We start from the raw sequence: 18,378 nt of genomic DNA on the forward strand, positions 1-18,378 counted from the left end.
GCTGGATGACGTGACGGGAGGTTCGAGGATGTCGCAGGACGTGTCCGAGGACCGGGCGGACGCGTTGACCGAACCCACGGCGATCCTGCCGCTGATCCGGCCTGAGTTCGGCACTGCGCATCATCCGCCCGACAACTCTGGACCGCAGCGTCCTCCCCGCCGGGACTCCGCTCTGAACAGGATTCCCGGCCCGGTGCAGGCGCCACTGAGCCCGCCGCCGGCCGGCGCCTCCGGTGTGGAAGCGCCCAACGCCGCCCCCCGTACGGTCCGCTCCGCCCCCGACCGGGCGCGCAACCTCGCCATGGAGCGGCACTGGTCCCGGCGGCCCAACCGATCCCAGGCCACGCGGCCGTTCGTCCGGGCTCGCGGCAGGCACGCCGCGCTGTCACGGCGCCAGCTCTGGGAACGCCGATACGTCTGGACGCTGGTCCTCACCGATCTGATCGCCGGTGTGGTCGCCGGCTCCGTGACGTTCGTGGTCCGGTTCGGCGAGGCGGTCACCCAGTACAACCGGGCCTATCTGGTCCTCTCCGCGCTGTTGCCGGTGGCGCTCCTGCTGGTGCTGGCGCTCTGCCGTGCGTACGAGCGGCGGTTCCTGTTCGTCGGCAGTGACGAGTATCAACGGGTGATCCGCGGCGGGGTCGGCCTGATCGCCGGCGCGGCCGTCGTCTCGTACGCCCTCGATCTGGACCTGGCCAGGTCCTACGTCCTGGTCGCCCTGCCGACCGCGATCGTCGCGGTGGTGGTGTCCCGGTTCGTGCTGCGCAAGCGGCTGCACTGGGCCCGCGCCCGCGGGGAGAACCTCCGTCGTGTGATCGTTGTCGGACACGAGCTGTCCGTCATCGGCATAGCCCGGCAGTTGCGCCGTGAGCGGTATCACGGTCTGGAGGTGGTCGGCGCCTGCCTGCCGCCGGGCGCCGACGGCATCGGGGTGACGGATCTGCCGGTGTACGGCACCTTCGACGACGTGGCGAGCGCGGTCGACGAGGCCGATGCGGACACCGTGGTCGTGCTGAGCTGCCCGGAGCTGGACGGCGCTGCCGTACGCCGTCTGGCCTGGCGACTCGAGCGGGACGAGGTGGACCTGGTGGTCGCCAGCGCGCTGATGGACGTGGCCGGCGCCCGCACCACCATCCGCCCGTTCGACGGACTGCCGATGCTGCACGTCGAACATCCCCGGCTGCACGGCGGCTCGCGGCTCGTAAAGGACCTCGTCGATCGGGTGGCGGCGTTCCTGCTGCTCGTCCTTTTCGGTCCCGTGCTGCTGACCGTGGCGCTCTGTGTGGGCCTCGGTTCACGCGGACCGGTACTCTTTCGGCAAGTACGTGTGGGACGAGACGGCCGGCAGTTCCGGATCTTCAAGTTCCGCAGTATGTATGTCGACGCCGAGGCCCGGTTGGCCGAGCTGAGGCACCTCAACGAGCACGACGGTGTGCTCTTCAAAATCCGCGACGACCCGCGGGTCACTCCGGTCGGGCGATGGTTGCGCAGGTTCTCGCTGGATGAGCTCCCGCAGCTGCTGAACGTCCTGCTGGGGCAGATGTCGCTGGTCGGTCCGCGGCCACCGTTGCCGACGGAGGTTGCCGCCTACGCCGACGACGTGCGGCGCCGGCTGGCCGTCAAGCCGGGGATGACCGGTTTGTGGCAGGTGTCCGGGCGGTCGGACCTCTCCTGGGAGGAGGCGGTCCGGCTGGATCTGCGCTATGTCGAGAACTGGTCACTGAGCCTGGATCTGGTGATCCTGCTCAGGACGGTGACCGCGGTGGTGCGGTCTTCCGGAGCTTACTGAGGGCCTAGTTAGGGAGCTAGAAGGATGAGCGAGCAGACGAAGACGTCCGCACGCATCGCGGGACAGCGCGAGGCCGGCGACCACGGTACGCCACCGGTCATCGACGCGGCCTTCGCCCGCTGGCTCGCGGAACGCGCCGGCCAGACGCTGCTTCAGGTCCGCGCCGAGATGGGCTTCGACGACCCGAAGGCACTCAAGGCCGCCGGTGACCAGGCCGCGCACGAACTGCTCCGGGCCGAGCTGGCCCGCTGGCGCCCGGCCGACGCGGTGCTCTCCGAGGAGGACGAGCACGCCCGGGTCGCCTGGCGTGAGGGCGAGGAGACGACCGTACGGCCGGACCGGCTCGGCGCCTCGCGGGTGTGGATCGTCGACCCGCTCGACGGCACCCGTGAGTTCTCCGAGGAGGGCCGCACCGACTGGGCCGTGCACGTGGCGCTCTGGACCGCCGACTGCTCGTCCCCGGCCTGTCTCGCGGCCGGCGCGGTGGCGATGCCCGCCCAGCACCGCACGTACGCCACCGACCAGCCGCCGGCCTACCCGCCGATGCCGCTGGAGTCGGCGACCGGCGGAGCCATTCGGATCGCGGCCAGCCGGACCCGTCCGCCCGCGTTCGTCACCGCCCTCGCCGAGGACATCGGCGCCGAGCTGGTGCCGATGGGCTCGGCCGGTGTGAAGATCGCCGCCGTGATCAGCGGCGAGGCGGACGCCTACGTGCACGCCGGCGGGCAGTTCGAGTGGGACTCCGCCGCGCCCGCCGCTGTGGCGTTGGCCACGGGATTGCACGCCTCCCGCGTCGACGGGTCCCCGCTTGCCTACAACCGGGCCGATCCGAAGCTTCCTGACCTGGTCGTCTGTCGCAAAGATCTCGCTCCTCGGTTGCTAGCTGCGCTGCAGCGGCATCTTCCGTAACAATGACGACTCGGCAAACCCTGCCCGGCCGATACCCCCGAAAGGTCTGGGGACTGAACCCATGAGCCAGACGAAGCCCTACCGCGTCTCGCATCTCGATGCTCTCGAAGCCGAGAGCATCTTTGTGATGCGTGAGGTCATGGCCGAGTTCGAGCGCCCCGTGCTGCTCTTCTCCGGCGGCAAGGACTCGATCGTGATGCTGCGCCTCGCCGAGAAGGCGTTCGCCCCGGCGCGCATCCCGTTCCCGGTCATGCACGTCGACACCGGACACAACTTCCCCGAGGTCCTGGATTATCGGGACAGCCGAGTGGCCTCGCTCGGCCTCAACCTGGTGATCGCCAGCGTGCAGGAGGCGATCGACACCGGCCTGGTCCGCGAGCTGCCCGACGGCACGCGTAACCGGATCCAGACCCCCGTGCTGCTCAACGCCGTGGAGAAGTACCGGTTCGACGCCCTGTTCGGCGGCGCCCGCCGGGACGAGGAGAAGGCCCGGGCCAAGGAGCGGATGTTCAGCTTCCGCGACGAGTTCGGCCAGTGGGACCCGAAGAACCAGCGTCCCGAGCTGTGGGCCCTCTACAACGGGCGCCACCACCCGGGCGAGTCGATCCGGGTGTTCCCGCTCTCCAACTGGACCGAGCTGGACGTCTGGCACTACATCGCCAAGGAGCGGATCCCGCTGCCGAGCATCTACTACGCCCACGACCGTGAGGTCGTCGAGCGCGGCGGGATGTTCTACGCGGTCAACGAGTTCATCCGGCTGCGCGACGGTGAGACGTCCGAGGTCCGCCGCGTGCGGTACCGGACCGTCGGCGACGCCTCGCAGACCGCCGCGGTGCTCTCCGACGCCGACACCGTCGAGAAGGTGATCGACGAGGTCGCCGCCACCCGGATCACCGAGCGTGGCGCGACCCGCGGTGACGACAAGGTCAGCGAGGCCGCGATGGAAGACCGTAAGCGAGAGGGTTACTTCTGATGAGTCAGGCTGTTCTCGAGCCGGACGCCGCGAACGCCCGCGGTATGGACCTGCTGAGGTTCGCCACCGCGGGAAGCGTCGACGACGGCAAGTCCACGCTCATCGGCCGGCTGCTGTTCGACACCAAGACGATCTTCGCCGACCAGCTGGAGGCCGTCGAGGCGGCCAGCGCGTCCCGCGGCGACGAGTACACGAACCTCGCTCTGCTCACCGACGGCCTGCGCGCCGAGCGGGAGCAGGGCATCACGATCGACGTGGCGTACCGGTACTTCGCCACACCCCGGCGCAAGTTCATCATCGCGGACACCCCGGGGCACATCCAGTACACCCGGAACATGGTCACCGGTGCCTCCACCGCCGACCTGGCGCTGATCCTGGTCGACGCCCGCAAGGGCCTGGTCGAGCAGTCCCGCCGGCACGCGTTCCTCTGCTCGCTGCTGCGGGTGCCGCACCTGGTGCTGTGCGTCAACAAGATGGACCTGGTCGACTGGGACCAGAAGGTGTTCGAGCGGATCGCCGACGAGTTCACCTCGTTCGCCGCGAAACTCGACGCACCCGACCTCACCGTCATCCCGATCTCCGCGCTGCACGGCGACAACATCGCCACCCGCTCGGAGAACACCCCGTGGTACGAGGGCCCGTCACTGCTCCACCACCTGGAGCACGTGCACATCGCCAGCGACCGCAACCTCGTCGACGTGCGCTTCCCGGTGCAGTACGTGATCCGTCCGCAGTCGACGACCGTCACCGACTACCGGGGATACGCCGGTCAGGTCGCCTCCGGCATCCTCAAGCCCGGCGACGACGTGATGGTCCTGCCCTCCGGCCTGACCAGCAAGATCGCCGCGATCGACACGGCCGACGGCGAGGTGGACGAGGCGTTCCCGCCGATGTCCGTCACGGTCCGGCTGACCGACGAGATCGACATCTCCCGCGGTGACATGATCTGCCGGCCGCACAACGCGCCGACGCCGGCTCAGGACATCGAGGCGATGGTCTGCTGGATGGACGAGACGGCCCCGCTGCGGGTCGGCGGCAAGTACGCCATAAAGCACACCACCCGGACCGCTCGCACCGTCGTCCGCGGCCTGCAGTACCGGCTCGACGTGAACACGCTGCACCGCGACGAGTCCGCCGCCGAGCTCTCGCTCAACGAGATCGGCCGGGTCAGGCTGCGCACCACCGTGCCGCTGCTGGCCGACGAGTATCGGCGCAACCGCACCACCGGTGGCTTCATCCTGATCGACGAGGCCACGAACCGGACGGTCGCGTCCGGGATGATCATCGAAGCCCGCTAGCGCGCCTCACGGCGGTCCGGGGTGCCCCGGACCGCCGCCCACACCACCTTGCCGTGCTCGGTCGGCACGGAGCCCCACAGGGCCGCTGTCTCGTGCACCGTCCGCAACCCGCGCCCGCGCACGTCGAGCGGCAGGTCCGGTCGCGGCCGGGTCAGCTGGATCATCGCCGGCAACCGGGGGTCCCGGTCGGCCACCGACAGGTGCAGCCCGGCGCCGCGCCGGGTCACCACCACCCGGATCTCGGTGCCCGCGTGCTCGACCGCGTTCGTCACCAGCTCGGACATCACCAGCCGGCTCGGATAGAGCAGGTGGACCAGGCCCCATGCCAGGCAGGCGTCGCTGACCAGGTTGCGCGCGGCGCTCGGCGCGTCCGGCTCGGGCGAGAGCGTGAGGGTCAGCCGCTCGGCGCCCGGCATCCGCCCGGCCAGGGCCACCCGCGCCTGACCCACCTTGGCGTAGATCGGCAGGAACCGGCCGGCGTCGAGGCCCTGCATCCGGTCGGCCAGCGGCAGCTCCGGGGGCACGCAGAGGGCCAGGTGCACCGGAGGCTCCAGCCCGGCGGCGGCGTGCCGTGCGGTCATCCAGGTGGGCGCGCTCTCGCTGTGCGGGTCGAGCAGGCCGGACAGGTCCACGATGAGCCCGTCGGGGTGCTCGGTGAAGCACCGGCGCAGCGTCGCCGAGGCGTTGAGGCGCAACTGGGCGTCCCAGGAGCCGCGGACCGTGAGCACGGAGACGGCAGCATCCTCGCCGTCGTCGGCGCGGATGGTGACACTTTGCTCGGTGTCATCTTGCTCGGTGTCATCGGAGAGATACGGCGGGCTGACCCCCATGCCGGACACCATAACCGCGTCGCGGTCCGCTGAGCCCCTGGTCTCGCTCCTGCGGGTGATCGGGCGAACGGGCTATCGCGACCCCCCGGATGGGGGGCCGCTCCACAGCGTCACAGCCGGGTCGCGCCCGGCCCCGCGACCGCCACCCAGCTGGTGGGTGCGGTGAACCCGTGTTCCTCGTACGCGGCCGCCACCGCCGCCGCGGTCGGTTCCGCCCGGTCGGCGTCCACCAGTGCCAGCACGCAGCCACCGAAGCCGCCGCCGGTCATCCGGGCGCCGTACGCCCCGGCCGCCAGCGCCGCCCGCACGGCCACGTCGACCTGCGCCACGGTGATCTCGAAGTCGTCGCGCATCGAGGTGTGCGAGGCGGTCAGCAGCGGGCCGATCTCGCGCACCCGGCCCGAGCGCAGCAGCGTGACGGTGTCCAGGACCCGCTGGTTCTCGGTGACGATGTGCCGGGTCCGGCGCCGCATCACGTCGTCGTCGAGCCGTTCCAGCGCCTCGGGCAGCTCGGGGACGGAGACGTCGCGCAGGGCCGTGACACCGAGGATCCCGGCGGCCGCCTCGCAGGTCTTGCGGCGGGCGCCGTACTCACCGTCGACGTGCTGGTGCGGCGCGTTGCTGTTGATCACGAGGATTGCCAGGCCCTCGGCGGCCAGGTCGAACGGGATCTGCTCGACCTCGTACGTCCGGCAGTCGAGGAACAGCGCCCGGCCCGGCTCGCACCGGATGGACGCGGACTGGTCCAGGATGCCGGTGGGCGCGCCGACGTAGACGTTCTCGGCCCGCTGGGCGATCGCCGGGCGGCGCTCCAGCGGCACGTCCAGGCCGCCGAGGTCGATCAGCGCGGTGAGCACCACCGACTCCATGGCGGCCGACGAGGAGACACCGGCTCCCAGGGGCACGTCGGAGTCGAGCGCGATCCGGACCGGGGGCACCTCGTACCCGGCGTCCTGCAGGGCCCAGACCACGCCGGCGACGTACGCGCCCCAGCCGGTCACCTCACCCGGTCCGGTGACGCCGAACGTCACCGGCTCGGGTGCCAGCGTCGAGCAGACCGACCACTTCCCGTCCGGCGCGGGCCCGACGGCCGCGACGGTGCGCTGCGGCAGGGCGAAGGGAAGCACGAAGCCGTCGTTGTAGTCGGTGTGCTCGCCGATCAGGTTGACCCGTCCCGGCGCGGCCCAGAGCCCCTCCGGCCCGGTGCCGTACGCCTCCCGGAACGCCGCCTCGGCCGTCGACGAGACGCTCATCAGGCGACGTGCTTCTGGTAGAACGTCCACGCGTCGCCGATCATCGCCTGCAGTGTGTTCTTCTCCGGCACCCAGCCGAGTTCCTCGCGGGCGCGGGCGGAGGAGGCGACCAGGGTGGCCGGGTCGCCGTCGCGCCGCGGTGCGATCTCCACCGGGATCTCCGCGCCAGTGACCTCGCGGGCCGCCTCGACGACCTGCCGGTTGGAGAACCCGTTGCCGTTGCCCAGGTTGTAGATCTTGTGCTCGCCGGCCGTGGTCGCGCCGAGCGCCAGCAGGTGGGCCCGGGCCAGGTCCTCGACGTGGATGTAGTCCCGGACGCAGGTCCCGTCCGGGGTGGGGTAGTCGTCGCCGAAGAGCTGCAGCTTGTCCCGCTTGCCGGCGGCGGCCTGCAGGGTGATCGGGATGAGGTGGGTCTCCGGGTCGTGCCGCTCGCCGATCTCGTGGCGGTCGGTGATGTAGGCGCCGGCCACGTTGAAGTAGCGCAGCGAGACGGCGGCCAGGCCGTGCGCGAACGTCTCGGAGGTGAGCGCCAGGTCGAAGGTCAGCTTGGTCGACCCGTACGTGCTGGTCGGCGCCTTGATCGAGGACTCGGTGATGGGCAACTCGACCGGGTTGCCGTAGACCGCCGCGGTCGACGAGAAGATCACCCGGGGGACCTTGGCGGCCCGGATCGCGTCCAGCAGAGCCAGCGACTTGACGACGTTCTCGTGCCAGTACAGTTCCGGCTTGGCCATCGACTCACCGGCCGCGATCAGCCCGGCGAAGTGCAGCACGGCGTCGAAGCCCGCGTCCGGCGTCAGCACCTGAGCCGCGTCGGCGATGTCCGCCTCGACGAAGGTGGCGTCCGGGGCGACCGCCTGGCGGAAACCGGTGCGCAGGTTGTCCAGGACGACGACCTCGTGTCCGGCGTCCAGCAGCAGCCTGCTGGTCACGCTACCGACGTAACCGGCGCCGCCGGTGACGAGCAATTTCACGACTCAGGCCCTCTCTGATGCACAGTCTGATCGATCACAGAATTACGTAGAAACGCTCATAAGTCAACAGGTTCGAACATTCGCCCGACCCGGTGGGGGATTCGCGGATAGCGGGCCGAGACTGACACAATGGCGCCCATGTCCGACGTTGCCCGCCGCCCGCGTGTGCTCTCCGGCATTCAGCCGACTGCCGACTCCTTCCATCTCGGCAACTATCTGGGCGCCGTCCGCAACTGGGTGGCCATGCAGGACACCCACGACGCGTTCTACTGCGTCGTCGACCTGCACGCGATCACCATGGGACACGATCCCGTCGCTCTCCGTAACCGTACCCGGGTTTCCGTGGCGCAGTTGCTCGCGCTCGGACTGGACCCGGAGCGCTGCACGCTCTTCGTCCAGTCGCACGTGCCCGAGCACGCGCAGCTCGGCTGGGTGCTGAGCTGCATCACCGGGTTCGGCGAGGCCGGCCGCATGGTGCAGTTCAAGGACAAGTCGGCCAAGGCCGGCCAGGACAGCACCACCGTCGGCCTGTTCACCTATCCGATCCTGCAGGCCGCGGACATCCTCCTCTATCAGGCCGACCAGGTTCCGGTCGGGGAGGACCAGCGGCAGCACCTGGAGCTCACCCGGGATCTGGCGCAGCGGTTCAACACCCGGTTCGGCCCGACGTTCACGGTGCCGTCGGCGTACATCGTCAAGGACACCGCGAAGATCACCGACCTGCAGGACCCGACGAGCAAGATGTCGAAGTCGGCCTCCTCGCCGAACGGCATCATCGAGCTGCTCGACGACCCGGCCCGCTCGGCCAAGAAGATCAGGTCGGCGGTCACCGACACCGGCCGCGAGATCCTCTACGACGAGGAGAACAAGCCCGGCATCAGCAACCTGCTGACGATCTACGCCGCGCTCACCAACCGGGCCATCGACGAGCTGCTCGAGGAGTACGACGGGCGCGGTTACGGCGACCTGAAGAAGGACCTCGCCGAGGCGCTGGTCGAGTTCGTCACGCCGATCCAGCAGCGGACGAAGGCGTACCTGGACGATCCCGCCCACCTCGACAAGATCCTCGCCATCGGCGCCGAGAAGGCCCGCGCCGTCTCCGCGACCACCCTCGTCGAGGCGTACCGGAACGTGGGCTTCGTCAGCCCGCAGCGCGGAGTCTGACCCCGGTGTCCGAACCATCCGTGACGCGCATCGGCGTCGCGATCGACATCCCGGAGCCCTGGGGATCGGCGCTCACCCGCCGCCGCGCGGAGGCCGGCGACCCCCAGGCCGCCTACACCCCGGCGCACGTCACCCTCCTCGGGCCGACCGAGGTGGCCGGTGACGCGCTGCCGGCGGTGGAGAAGCATCTCGAGGCGATCGCCTCGGCGCAGCAGCCGTTCACCATCCACCTGCGCGGCACCGGCACGTTCCGGCCGATCACCGAGGTGGTTTTCGTGACTCTGGCGATGGGCATCAGCGAGTGTGAGCTGTTGGCGGAGGCGATCACGCGCTCCGAGGACGTGCGGCGGGACACGCGGTTCCCGTACCACCCGCATGTCACCGTGGCGCAGGACGTGCCGGCCGACGCCCTGGACGCCGTCTTCGACGACCTGGCCGGCTTCTCGGCACGTTTCGAGGTCTCCTCTTTCACGCTCTTCTCGCACGGCGGGGAGGGTCCGTGGCGCCCGCGCCGTGACTTTCCCCTCGGCGGCTGAGACATCGGTTACGGTCGCCCGGTGAATGCGATCGACCGGGCGTACGACGCGAGCGCGTCCCGGATCATGACGTTGCGATACCGGTCGCCGTACTTCGATCACCTGTGCCGGGCGATCCTGCGCTATGAGGACGTCCAGGGTGGCCGGCTCGCCGCCGCGATCGCCTACTACGGGTTCTTCGCCGTCTTCGCGCTGCTGCTCATCGGCTACTCGATCTTCGGCTTCCTGCTCGCCAACCGGACCGAGCTGTTCGACCTGGTCGTCGACTTCCTCGCGAACAACCTGCCGTTCCTCGACATCCAGGCCATCCTGGACAGCAAGAAGACGGTCGGCATCGTCGGCCTGGTCGGCCTGACCTTCACCGGCATCGGCTGGGTCGAGTCGATCCGCTCCTCGCAGCGGCTCATCTGGCAGTTGCGCGAGCAGCCGGGCTACATCGGCGTACGCCAGGTGGTCGACCTGGCCGTCCTGATCGGCATCCTGCTCCTGCTGGCGCTCTCCCAGCTCGCCGTCTACGGCCTGGAGCGGCTCCTGCACTGGCTGGCCGGCGGCGGTTTCGCCACCACGCTCTCGATCGTCAGCTGGGTGCTGACGCTCGCGGTCAACATGCTGCTCGCCGCCGCGCTGCTGGCCGCCGTGCCCCGGCTGCGGATGACCGCCCGGCGGATGGCGCCGCCGGTGCTGCAGGTCGGCATCGGCATCATGCTGCTCAACACGGTCGGCAAGTCGTTCGTCGCGATCGTCGAGCGCAACCCGGCGTACGGCCTGGTCGGTTCCGCCGTCGGCGCCCTGGTCTACCTCTACGTCTTCAACCAGTTGCTGCTCTTCGGCGCGGCCTGGGCGGCGACCAGCCCGCACGGCCGCGTGGTCGACCTCTCGGCCGACGACAAGACCGCGCCGGTCGGCCAGAACACCTGGATCAGGCACGCCCGCCCGCAGTGACGGATACTGGCCGCGTGGTGATCTCTCGGCGGTGGGCGGCGTTCCTGATCGCGGTCGGTGTCTGGACCTGGCTCATCTGGCCGAGGTTCGGCGTCGCCATCTACCGGGACGACCGCTCGTTCGCCGACGGGACGCCGACCTCGTTCCTCTGGGTGCACGCTCTGTTGATCGGCGCCTCATTGGTGATCGGAACCACAGTGGGTGTCCTGGGTGTACGCGCCTTCCGGGCCGCAATTAACGGCAATCACGAGCAGAAGTCGAATCAGCACGAAAAATGAGGCCCTGCGGTAATTCGGCTCCGTACAACGTGATACAGAATCACCCCGTACGGGAGCTGGGATTGCAACCAGGTAACGGTGCGCGAACAGTCCGGAACGATCCCCTGACGAGGCGTTTAGGCAACGCTACGCTGCCGCCTGAGATTCACCGTACGGATTCGGTGAGCAGTGGAAGGAGGGCGTCTTGCGCCCAGTACGTGGGAAGCGGATCGTGGCGATTCTCGCGGCAGGTGGGCTGACGCTCGCTGCCGCTGCCTGTGGCGACGCCCCGGAGGAGACCACGCCCGGCAGTGGCACCAGCGCCGCCGCCGCATACAAGGCCTGCATGGTCACCGACACCGGTGGCATCGACGACAAGTCGTTCAACGCGTCCGCCTGGGCCGGCCTCGAGGCCGCCAAGGCTGAGAAGAGCAACGTCGAGACCAAGGTCACCGCGTCGTCGTCGGAGGCCGACTACGAGCCCGGCCTGCGCGGTTTCGTGTCCCAGAAGTGCAACTTCATCCTCGCGGTCGGCGGCCTGATGGGCGACGTCACCAAGAAGGTCGCCGGCGAGAACGCCGACTCGCAGTTCGCCATCGTGGACAGCGGCAGCACCGGCGCGAACGTCTACCCGATGCAGTTCGCCACGCACCAGGCCGCGTTCCTCGCCGGCTACCTGGCCGCGGGCTACTCGAAGTCGGGCAAGGTGGCCACCTACGGCGGTCTGAAGATCCCGCCGGTGACCATCTTCATGGACGGCTTCGCCGACGGCGTGGCCTACCACAACACCCAGAAGGGCACCAAGGTCCAGGTCATCGGCTGGGACAAGAAGGCCCAGAACGGCACGTTCGCCGAGAGCTTCATCGACCAGAACAAGGGCAAGACGATCACGCAGACCCTGGTCTCCCAGGGCGCTGACATCGTCATGCCGGTCGCCGGCGGCACCGGCCTCGGCACCGCTCAGGTCGCCAAGGACTCGGGCGGCAAGCTCTCCGTCATCTGGGTCGACCAGGACGGCTGCAAGAGCGCCGAGCAGTACTGCGACGTGTTCCTGACCACCGTCGTCAAGAACATCACCGACGCCGTGAAGCAGGCCGTGGTCAAGGGCGCCGGCGGCGAGGCCCTCGCCGCGAGCCCCGGTTACCTGGGCACCCTGGAGAACAACGGCGTCTCGATCGCGCCGTACAACCAGTTCGACTCGAAGGTCGACGCGGCCCTCAAGGCCGAGGTCGACAAGCTCAAGGAGGACATCGCCAAGGGCACCGTCAAGGTGGAGTCGGCCAGCGCGCCGGCCTGATCCCTCGGTAGTAACATCTGGCCGCCGCGCGGCCGCAGGTCATACCCTGCGGCCGAGCGGCGGCTCGCATTAGCCGTCTCTCGTCCACCAGGCATCACGACGTCGGGGAGATTCCGCTGAAACTGGAACTGCGCGGCATCACCAAGCGCTTCGGCGACCTGGTGGCCAACGACCACATCGACATCACCGTCGAGCCCGGCGAGGTGCACGCCCTCCTCGGCGAGAACGGTGCGGGCAAGTCGACGCTGATGAACCAGCTGTACGGCCTGCTGCAGCCCGACGAGGGCCAGATCGTCGTCAACGACGAGCCGCGGGTCTTCCGCAGCCCGCGCGACGCCATCGCGGCCGGCATCGGCATGGTCCACCAGCACTTCATGCTGGTGCCCGTCTTCACCGTTGCGGAGAACATCGCCCTCGGCCACGAGGAGATCCGCGGCGGCCCGCTCGGCTGGCTGGACCGCCGCCGGTCCCGGCGCGACGTCCTGGAGACCTCGCAGCGGTACGGCCTGCCGGTCGACCCGGACGCGCTGGTCGAGGACCTGCCGGTCGGAGCGCAGCAGCGCGTCGAGATCGTCAAGGCCCTGACCCGCGACGTCGACCTGCTGATCCTGGACGAGCCGACCGCCGTGCTCACCCCGCAGGAGACCGAGGAACTGCTCACGGTGATGCGCTCGCTCACCGAGATGGGCAAGTCGATCGTCTTCATCACCCACAAGCTCAAAGAGGTCAAGTCGATCGCCGACCGGATCACCGTCATCCGGCGCGGCAAGGTGGTCGGCACGGCCAGCCCGCAGACCAGCGAGGACGAGCTCGCCTCGCTGATGGTCGGCCGGGCGGTCAGCCTGGAGGTCAGCAAGACACCCTCCGAGCCGGGCCGCAACGTCCTGAAGATCTCCGGCCTGGTCGTCGACGACGACCGCGGCGCCCGCGCGGTCGACGGCCTCGACCTGCTGGTGCGTGCCGGTGAGGTGCTCGGCATCGCCGGTGTCCAGGGCAACGGCCAGGAGGAACTGGTCGAGGCCGTGATGGGCCTGCGCGAGGTCCGCGCCGGCACCGTCGAACTGGACGGTGACGACCTGGCCGGCATGACCACCAAGAAGATCCTGGGGTCCGGCGTCGGCTACATCCCCGAGGACCGCAGCCACGACGGTGTCGTGAAGGAGTTCTCGGTCGCCGAGAACCTGGTCCTGGACATGTACGACCGGGAGCCCTACGGCAACGCGTTCAAGCTCAACCCGGCCAAGGTCGCCGAGTCGGCCCGGGAGCGGGTCGCGCAGTTCGACATCCGGTGCCAGTCACCGGAGACCGCGGTCGGCACGCTGTCCGGCGGCAACCAGCAGAAGGTCGTGGTGGCCCGGGAGATGTCCCGCCCGCTGCGGCTGTTCATCGCGTCGCAGCCCACCCGCGGTGTGGACGTCGGCTCGATCGAGTTCATCCACGGCCGGATCATCCACGAGCGCGACCAGGGCACCGCCGTGCTCGTGGTCTCCAGCGAACTCGACGAGGTGGTCGGGCTGGCGGACCGGGTCGCGGTGATGTACCGCGGCCGGATCCTGGCCGTCGTCTCGCCGGACACCCCGCGCGAGGAGATCGGTCTGCTGATGGCCGGCATCACCGGCGGAGAAGGGGACGACAAGTGACCGCCGAAGCACCGCCGAAGAGTTCGTTCGCCCGCAACCTGTGGGCGGCGAACTCGGTCACCGTCACGTTCCTGTCGACCTTCCTGGCCGTGCTGATCGGCGCCGTGCTGATCGTCGTCTCCGACTCCGAAGTACTCGCGAAGTTCGGCTACTTCACCGCACGACCGACCGACGCGCTGTCGGCGAGCTGGGACCTGATCGCCACGGCGTACTCGGACCTGGTGAAGGGCGCCCTCGGCGACCCGGAGGCGTACTCGGCCTGGTTCGCCGGCACCGGCACCTGGCAGGACGCGCTCGCTCCGATCTCCGAGACGCTCACCTACGCGGCGCCGCTGGTCTTCACCGGCCTTTCGGTGGCACTGGCCTTCCGCGGCGGCCTGTTCAACATCGGTGCCCAGGGCCAGGCGGTCCTCGGCTGCATCACCGCCGGTGTGGTCGGCTTCTCGTTCGGCCTGCCGCTCGTCGTGAACATGCTGATCGCGCTGATCGCCGGTGCGATCGGCGGCGCGTTCTGGGGCTTCATCCCCGGCTTCCTCAAGGCACGCACCGGTGCGCACGAGGTCATCACGACCATCATGCTGAACTACACCGCGTCGCTGTTCCTGTCCTGGCTGGTGCTCCAGAAGGGCATCCAGGACCCGGACCGGACCGACGCGATCAGCAAGGCCGTCGCCGAGTCCGCCCAGCTGCCGTCGTTCGGCGGTGTGCTCCGCGTCCACCTCGGCATCCTGTTCGCGCTGGCCGCCACGGCCGGTGTCGCCTGGCTGCTGAACCGGTCCGCGTTCGGCTTCGAGGTGCGCGCGGTGGGTGCCAACCCGCACGCCGCCAAGACCGCCGGCATCAGCCCGGCCCGGACGTACGCGTTGCTGATGGCCGTCGCCGGCGCCCTCGCCGGTCTCGGCGGCGCCACCCAGGTGCTCGGCACCGCGCACGCGCTGACCCCCGCGGTGGCCGGCAACATCGGCTTCGACGGTCTGCTGGTCGCGCTGCTCGGCCGCAACAAGCCGTGGAGCACGTTCTTCGCCGCGCTGCTGTTCGGCGCGCTGCGGGCCGGCGGCAACCGGATGCAGTCCTACTCCGGCATCTCGCTGGAGCTGGTCACCGTGCTGCAGGCACTGATCGTCATCTTCATCGCCGCCCCCGCCCTGGTCAAGGCGATCTTCCGACTGCGCGCCAGCCGCAACCTGCGGGCCGGCGTCACCCTGGCGAAGGGCTGAGGACCATGTCGACCGCGACTGTGGAGGACCTGACCGAGGTCGCCGCGCCGGAGCCGTTCTGGACCCGGCAGCGCCGACTCGGTCTCGCCCTGATTCTCATCGGTGCGATCGCCACCGTGCTGTTCGGCGCGCTCGCGCCGAGCGAGTCCGCCCGCTTCACCCTCAGCGAGGACGCCGAGGGCGCCGCCCTGACCATCAACGGCCAGTTCGGCGCGATCCTCTTCGGCGTGCTGACCGCGGCCGCCGGCGGCGTGCTCTTCGCCGGCCTGGCCAAGCGCTGGCAGAACGCGATCCTCGGGCTCGGCATCCTCTCCTTCGTCCTGTCCTTCCTGTGCTGGCAGGTGGCGGGCAAGTTCCTGCCCCTGGTGGACACCACGAGCGGCACCTTCCAGCTCGCCCTGCCGCTGATCCTGGGCGCGCTCGCGGGTGTGCTCGGCGAACGCTCCGGCGTGGTCAACGTGGCGATCGAGGGCCAGTTCCTGATGGGCGCGTTCGCCGGCGCGCTGATCGGCACGATGGCCGGCAGCGTCTGGGCCGGCCTGATCAGCGCGGCCGTCGGCGGTGTGATCATCGCGGCGATCCTGGCCGTCCTCTCGATCCGCTACCTGGTCGACCAGACCGTCGTCGGCATGGTGCTGAACCTCTTCGCACTCGGCATCACCGGCTTCCTCTACGAGCGGCTCATGCAGCCGGACGCGCAGAGCTACAACACCCCGCCGCAGATGCCGACCTGGCGGATTCCCGGCCTCGCCGACATCCCGGTGATCGGCCCGGTGCTCTTCGAGGCCAACCTGCTGCTCTGGATCGCCCTGATCCTCGTCGTGGTCATCCACTTCGGGCTCAACCGCACTCGGTGGGGCCTGCGGACCCGCGCGGTCGGCGAGCACCCCACCGCGGCGGACACCGTCGGCATCCGGGTACGCGGCCTGCGCTACCTCAACGTGCTGCTCGGCGGCGTGGTGGCCGGTATCGGCGGCGCGTACTTCACGCTCGTGGCGACCGGCAGCTTCACCAAGAACATGACGGCCGGCGCCGGCTTCATCGCGCTCGCCGCCCTGATCTTCGGCCGGTATTCACCGTTCGGTGCCCTCGGCGCTGCCCTCTTCTTCGGTTTCGCGCAGAAGCTGGCGACGTACCTGAGCGCGGTCGGCAGCCCGGTGCCGAGCCAGTTCCTGAACATGCTGCCGTACCTGGCCACCATCATCGCGGTGGCCGGTCTGGTCGGCCGGGTCCGTGCTCCGGCCGCGGACGGCCTTCCGTACGTCAAGAGCTGACAGCCGGTACCGGTACGGCAGAATCGACACCATGGAGATCGACTGGGCGGGCCTGCGCGCGGCCGCCATCGAGACGATGCGGCGTGCCTACGTCCCCGTGTCCGACTTCCCGGTCGGCGTGGCCGGGCTCGTCGACGACGGCCGGGTCGTGGTCGGCTGCAACGTCGAGAACGCGTCGCTGGGCATGACCCTGTGCGCCGAGTGCGGGATGGTCAGCTCGCTGCACGCGACCGGCGGCGGGCGGCTGGTGGCGATCTCCTGCGTGGACGCCACCGGTGCCCCCCTGATGCCGTGCGGCCGCTGCCGCCAGCTGCTCTGGGAGCACGGCGGCCCGGAGCTGCTGGTCGAGGCACAGCCCCGGCCGTTGCGGATGACCGAGTTGCTGCCGCACGCGTTCGGCTACGAGGACATGGCGCGGGTCACCGGGCCGGCCGGCGGTGCCGAGGTGCCCGCTGAGCTGGCGAAGTGGCGCGGACGCGGCACGGTCTTCGTGCACCCCGACCTGTCCGGCGGCGCGACGATCTGGACCGGGTACTGGGAACGCGCCTCGGGCGAGCCCGGCTCGGCCGAGGACAAGGGCGTCCTCGAGGAGGGCCCCAACTTCCCGGCCGCGGCCGCCGCCGTGGCCTGGGGACTGGTACGCACCCCGCGAGTCGTCGTGGTGGACGCCGAGGGCGGCCTGTCCTGGGCCGGCGAGGGTGAGCTGCCGGAGGGTATTCCGCAGCGCTGGGAGGAAACGAAATGAGCGGGTTCGCCGCGGTGGACGTCATCCGGGCCAAACGGGACGGCCACGCGCTGTCGGACGCGCAGATCGACTGGGTCGTCGACGCGTACACCAAAGGTGTTGTCGCCGACGAGCAGATGTCGGCGCTGGCGATGGCGATCCTGCTGCGCGGCATGACGCCAGCGGAGATCGCCCGCTGGACCGCCGCGATGATCGCCAGCGGGGAGCGGCTGGACCTCTCCTCGGTGACCCGGCCGACCGCCGACAAGCACTCCACCGGCGGCGTGGGCGACAAGATCACGCTGCCGCTGACCCCGCTGGTGGCCGCGTGCGGCGTCGCCGTGCCGCAGCTCTCCGGCCGCGGTCTCGGCCACACCGGCGGCACGCTGGACAAGCTGGAGTCGATATCCGGCTGGCGGGCCCGGCTGAGCAACGACGAGTTCAAGCGCCAGCTGCAGGAGATCGGCGCGGTGATCTGCGCCGCCGGCGAGGGCCTCGCCCCGGCCGACCGCAAGCTCTACGCCCTGCGCGATGTGACCGGCACGGTCGAGGCCATCCCGCTGATCGCCAGCTCGATCATGAGCAAGAAGATCGCCGAGGGCACCGGCGCGCTGGTGCTGGACGTCAAGGTCGGCTCCGGCGCCTTCATGAAGGACCTGGCGACCGCCCAGGAACTGGCCCGGACCATGGTCCAGCTCGGCAAGGACTCCGGCGTCACCACGGTCGCGCTGCTCACCGACATGAGTACCCCGCTCGGCCTGGCCGTCGGCAACGCCAACGAGGTCGCCGAGTCGGTCGAGGTGCTCGCCGGCGGCGGACCGGACGACGTGGTCGAGCTGACCCTGGCCCTGGCCCGGGAGATGCTCGCCGCGGCGGGCGTCGACGCCGACCCGGAGAAGGTGCTGGCGAGCGGCAAGGCCATGGACACGTGGCGGGCGATGATCCGGGCGCAGGACGGCGACCCGGACGCGCCGCTGCCCACCGCCGCGCACACCGAGGTGCTGCGGGCGGCTGAGGACGGTGTGGTGGGTGCGGTCGACGCGTACGGCATCGGCATCGCCGCCTGGCGTCTCGGCGCCGGCCGCGCGCGCAAGGAGGACCCGGTCAGCTTTGGTGCCGGCGTGCAGCTGCGGGTGCGTCCCGGCGACCGGGTCAGCGCCGGTGACGTGCTGCTCGAGCTGCGCGCCGACGACGAGACCAGGATCCCGGCGGCGCGTGACGACGCGGCCTCCGCGATCACGATCGGCGCCGAGCCACCCGCGCCTGTCGGCCTTCTGCTGGACCGCATAGCCTGACCGACC

General features: G+C 70.1%; 17 protein-coding genes. 14 read left to right on the plus strand and 3 right to left on the minus strand.

All coding sequences use genetic code 11. From position 1 onward, the window contains the following. Window positions 1-28: 28 nt before the first annotated feature. The 4 genes from AB0M02_RS01740 (at window position 29) to cysN (ending at window position 4,969) form a co-directional block, all read left to right on the plus strand. Complete coding sequence (locus AB0M02_RS01740; protein ID WP_364219822.1) at window positions 29-1,789, plus strand: sugar transferase; 1,761 nt, start codon at window positions 29-31, stop codon at window positions 1,787-1,789. Between the two features lie 24 nt (window positions 1,790-1,813). Next, on the plus strand, window positions 1,814-2,698 hold the full coding sequence (locus AB0M02_RS01745) for a 3'(2'),5'-bisphosphate nucleotidase CysQ (RefSeq protein WP_364219825.1): 885 nt from the start codon (window positions 1,814-1,816) through the stop codon (window positions 2,696-2,698). A gap of 61 nt (window positions 2,699-2,759) precedes the next feature. Continuing rightward, window positions 2,760-3,671 carry a sulfate adenylyltransferase subunit CysD gene (cysD, locus tag AB0M02_RS01750; RefSeq protein ID WP_364219828.1) on the plus strand — a complete coding sequence of 304 codons (912 nt, stop codon included), beginning with the start codon at window positions 2,760-2,762 and terminating at the stop codon, window positions 3,669-3,671. Next, window positions 3,671-4,969, plus strand: a complete 1,299-nt coding sequence (cysN, locus tag AB0M02_RS01755; protein ID WP_364219831.1) for a sulfate adenylyltransferase subunit CysN — start codon at window positions 3,671-3,673, stop codon at window positions 4,967-4,969. The genes cysD and cysN overlap by 1 nt, the downstream gene beginning before the upstream one ends. Here the strand turns inward: cysN and AB0M02_RS01760 are convergent. The 3 genes from AB0M02_RS01760 to galE all read right to left on the minus strand — a co-directional run bounded on the left by AB0M02_RS01760 (window position 4,966) and on the right by galE (window position 8,026). Next, entirely contained in the window at window positions 4,966-5,799 is an 834-nt protein-coding gene (locus AB0M02_RS01760; RefSeq protein WP_364219834.1) for an ATP-binding protein, read from the minus strand. The two genes, cysN and AB0M02_RS01760, sit on opposite strands and share 4 nt — an antisense overlap. A 110-nt stretch (window positions 5,800-5,909) precedes the next feature. Beyond that, entirely contained in the window at window positions 5,910-7,052 is a 1,143-nt protein-coding gene (galK, locus tag AB0M02_RS01765; RefSeq protein ID WP_364219837.1) for a galactokinase, read from the minus strand. Continuing rightward, entirely contained in the window at window positions 7,052-8,026 is a 975-nt protein-coding gene (galE, locus tag AB0M02_RS01770) for a UDP-glucose 4-epimerase GalE (RefSeq protein ID WP_364219840.1), read from the minus strand. Before galE ends, galK begins: the two co-directional genes overlap by 1 nt. A 138-nt stretch (window positions 8,027-8,164) precedes the next feature. On the opposite strand from galE, the gene trpS reads away from it, so the two are divergent. The 10 genes from trpS to AB0M02_RS01820 all read left to right on the plus strand — a co-directional run bounded on the left by trpS (window position 8,165) and on the right by AB0M02_RS01820 (window position 18,372). Further along, window positions 8,165-9,190: a tryptophan--tRNA ligase gene (trpS, locus tag AB0M02_RS01775; protein WP_364219843.1), complete on the plus strand. Its 1,026-nt coding sequence runs from the start codon at window positions 8,165-8,167 to the stop codon at window positions 9,188-9,190. A gap of 5 nt (window positions 9,191-9,195) precedes the next feature. Beyond that, on the plus strand, window positions 9,196-9,726 hold the full coding sequence (locus tag AB0M02_RS01780) for a 2'-5' RNA ligase family protein (RefSeq protein WP_364219846.1): 531 nt from the start codon (window positions 9,196-9,198) through the stop codon (window positions 9,724-9,726). A 21-nt stretch (window positions 9,727-9,747) separates the two neighbouring features. Next, complete coding sequence (locus tag AB0M02_RS01785) at window positions 9,748-10,668, plus strand: YihY/virulence factor BrkB family protein (protein WP_364219849.1); 921 nt, start codon at window positions 9,748-9,750, stop codon at window positions 10,666-10,668. A gap of 14 nt (window positions 10,669-10,682) precedes the next feature. Then, a complete protein-coding gene (locus AB0M02_RS01790; RefSeq protein ID WP_364219852.1) occupies window positions 10,683-10,946 on the plus strand; it encodes a hypothetical protein in 264 nt (87 codons plus the stop codon). Window positions 10,947-11,130: 184 nt separating this feature from the next. Beyond that, on the plus strand, window positions 11,131-12,222 hold the full coding sequence (locus AB0M02_RS01795; RefSeq protein ID WP_364219855.1) for a BMP family ABC transporter substrate-binding protein: 1,092 nt from the start codon (window positions 11,131-11,133) through the stop codon (window positions 12,220-12,222). 161 nt (window positions 12,223-12,383) lie between these two features. Then, on the plus strand, window positions 12,384-13,862 hold the full coding sequence (locus AB0M02_RS01800) for an ABC transporter ATP-binding protein (RefSeq protein WP_364219858.1): 1,479 nt from the start codon (window positions 12,384-12,386) through the stop codon (window positions 13,860-13,862). Beyond that, window positions 13,859-15,079, plus strand: a complete 1,221-nt coding sequence (locus AB0M02_RS01805; RefSeq protein ID WP_364219861.1) for an ABC transporter permease — start codon at window positions 13,859-13,861, stop codon at window positions 15,077-15,079. Before AB0M02_RS01800 ends, AB0M02_RS01805 begins: the two co-directional genes overlap by 4 nt. Before the next feature lie 5 nt (window positions 15,080-15,084). Further along, on the plus strand, window positions 15,085-16,353 hold the full coding sequence (locus AB0M02_RS01810; protein ID WP_364219864.1) for an ABC transporter permease: 1,269 nt from the start codon (window positions 15,085-15,087) through the stop codon (window positions 16,351-16,353). Window positions 16,354-16,384: 31 nt separating this feature from the next. Then, window positions 16,385-17,098 (plus strand): cytidine deaminase, encoded by a 714-nt coding sequence (locus tag AB0M02_RS01815; RefSeq protein WP_364219867.1) that lies wholly within the window; start codon window positions 16,385-16,387, stop codon window positions 17,096-17,098. Continuing rightward, window positions 17,095-18,372 (plus strand): thymidine phosphorylase, encoded by a 1,278-nt coding sequence (locus tag AB0M02_RS01820; RefSeq protein WP_364219870.1) that lies wholly within the window; start codon window positions 17,095-17,097, stop codon window positions 18,370-18,372. Before AB0M02_RS01815 ends, AB0M02_RS01820 begins: the two co-directional genes overlap by 4 nt. The last annotated feature ends 6 nt before the right edge of the window (window positions 18,373-18,378 follow it).

It is taken from the genome of Actinoplanes sp. NPDC051861, assembly GCF_040681145.1.
In the GTDB taxonomy this organism is placed as follows: domain Bacteria; phylum Actinomycetota; class Actinomycetes; order Mycobacteriales; family Micromonosporaceae; genus Actinoplanes.

What these genes read in the sequence shown, in the direction of transcription:
- trpS (WP_364219843.1), top strand. Translation starts at nt 8,165, where the DNA reads ATGTCCGACGTTGCCCGCCGCCCGCGTGTGCTCTCCGGCATTCAGCCG.
- AB0M02_RS01815 (WP_364219867.1), top strand. Translation starts at nt 16,385, where the DNA reads ATGGAGATCGACTGGGCGGGCCTGCGCGCGGCCGCCATCGAGACGATG.
- AB0M02_RS01740 (WP_364219822.1), top strand. Translation starts at nt 29, where the DNA reads ATGTCGCAGGACGTGTCCGAGGACCGGGCGGACGCGTTGACCGAACCC.
- AB0M02_RS01760 (WP_364219834.1), bottom strand. Translation starts at nt 5,799, where the DNA reads ATGGGGGTCAGCCCGCCGTATCTCTCCGATGACACCGAGCAAGATGAC.
- cysN (WP_364219831.1), top strand. Translation starts at nt 3,671, where the DNA reads ATGAGTCAGGCTGTTCTCGAGCCGGACGCCGCGAACGCCCGCGGTATG.
- AB0M02_RS01745 (WP_364219825.1), top strand. Translation starts at nt 1,814, where the DNA reads ATGAGCGAGCAGACGAAGACGTCCGCACGCATCGCGGGACAGCGCGAG.
- cysD (WP_364219828.1), top strand. Translation starts at nt 2,760, where the DNA reads ATGAGCCAGACGAAGCCCTACCGCGTCTCGCATCTCGATGCTCTCGAA.
- AB0M02_RS01810 (WP_364219864.1), top strand. Translation starts at nt 15,085, where the DNA reads ATGTCGACCGCGACTGTGGAGGACCTGACCGAGGTCGCCGCGCCGGAG.
- AB0M02_RS01820 (WP_364219870.1), top strand. Translation starts at nt 17,095, where the DNA reads ATGAGCGGGTTCGCCGCGGTGGACGTCATCCGGGCCAAACGGGACGGC.
- galK (WP_364219837.1), bottom strand. Translation starts at nt 7,052, where the DNA reads ATGAGCGTCTCGTCGACGGCCGAGGCGGCGTTCCGGGAGGCGTACGGC.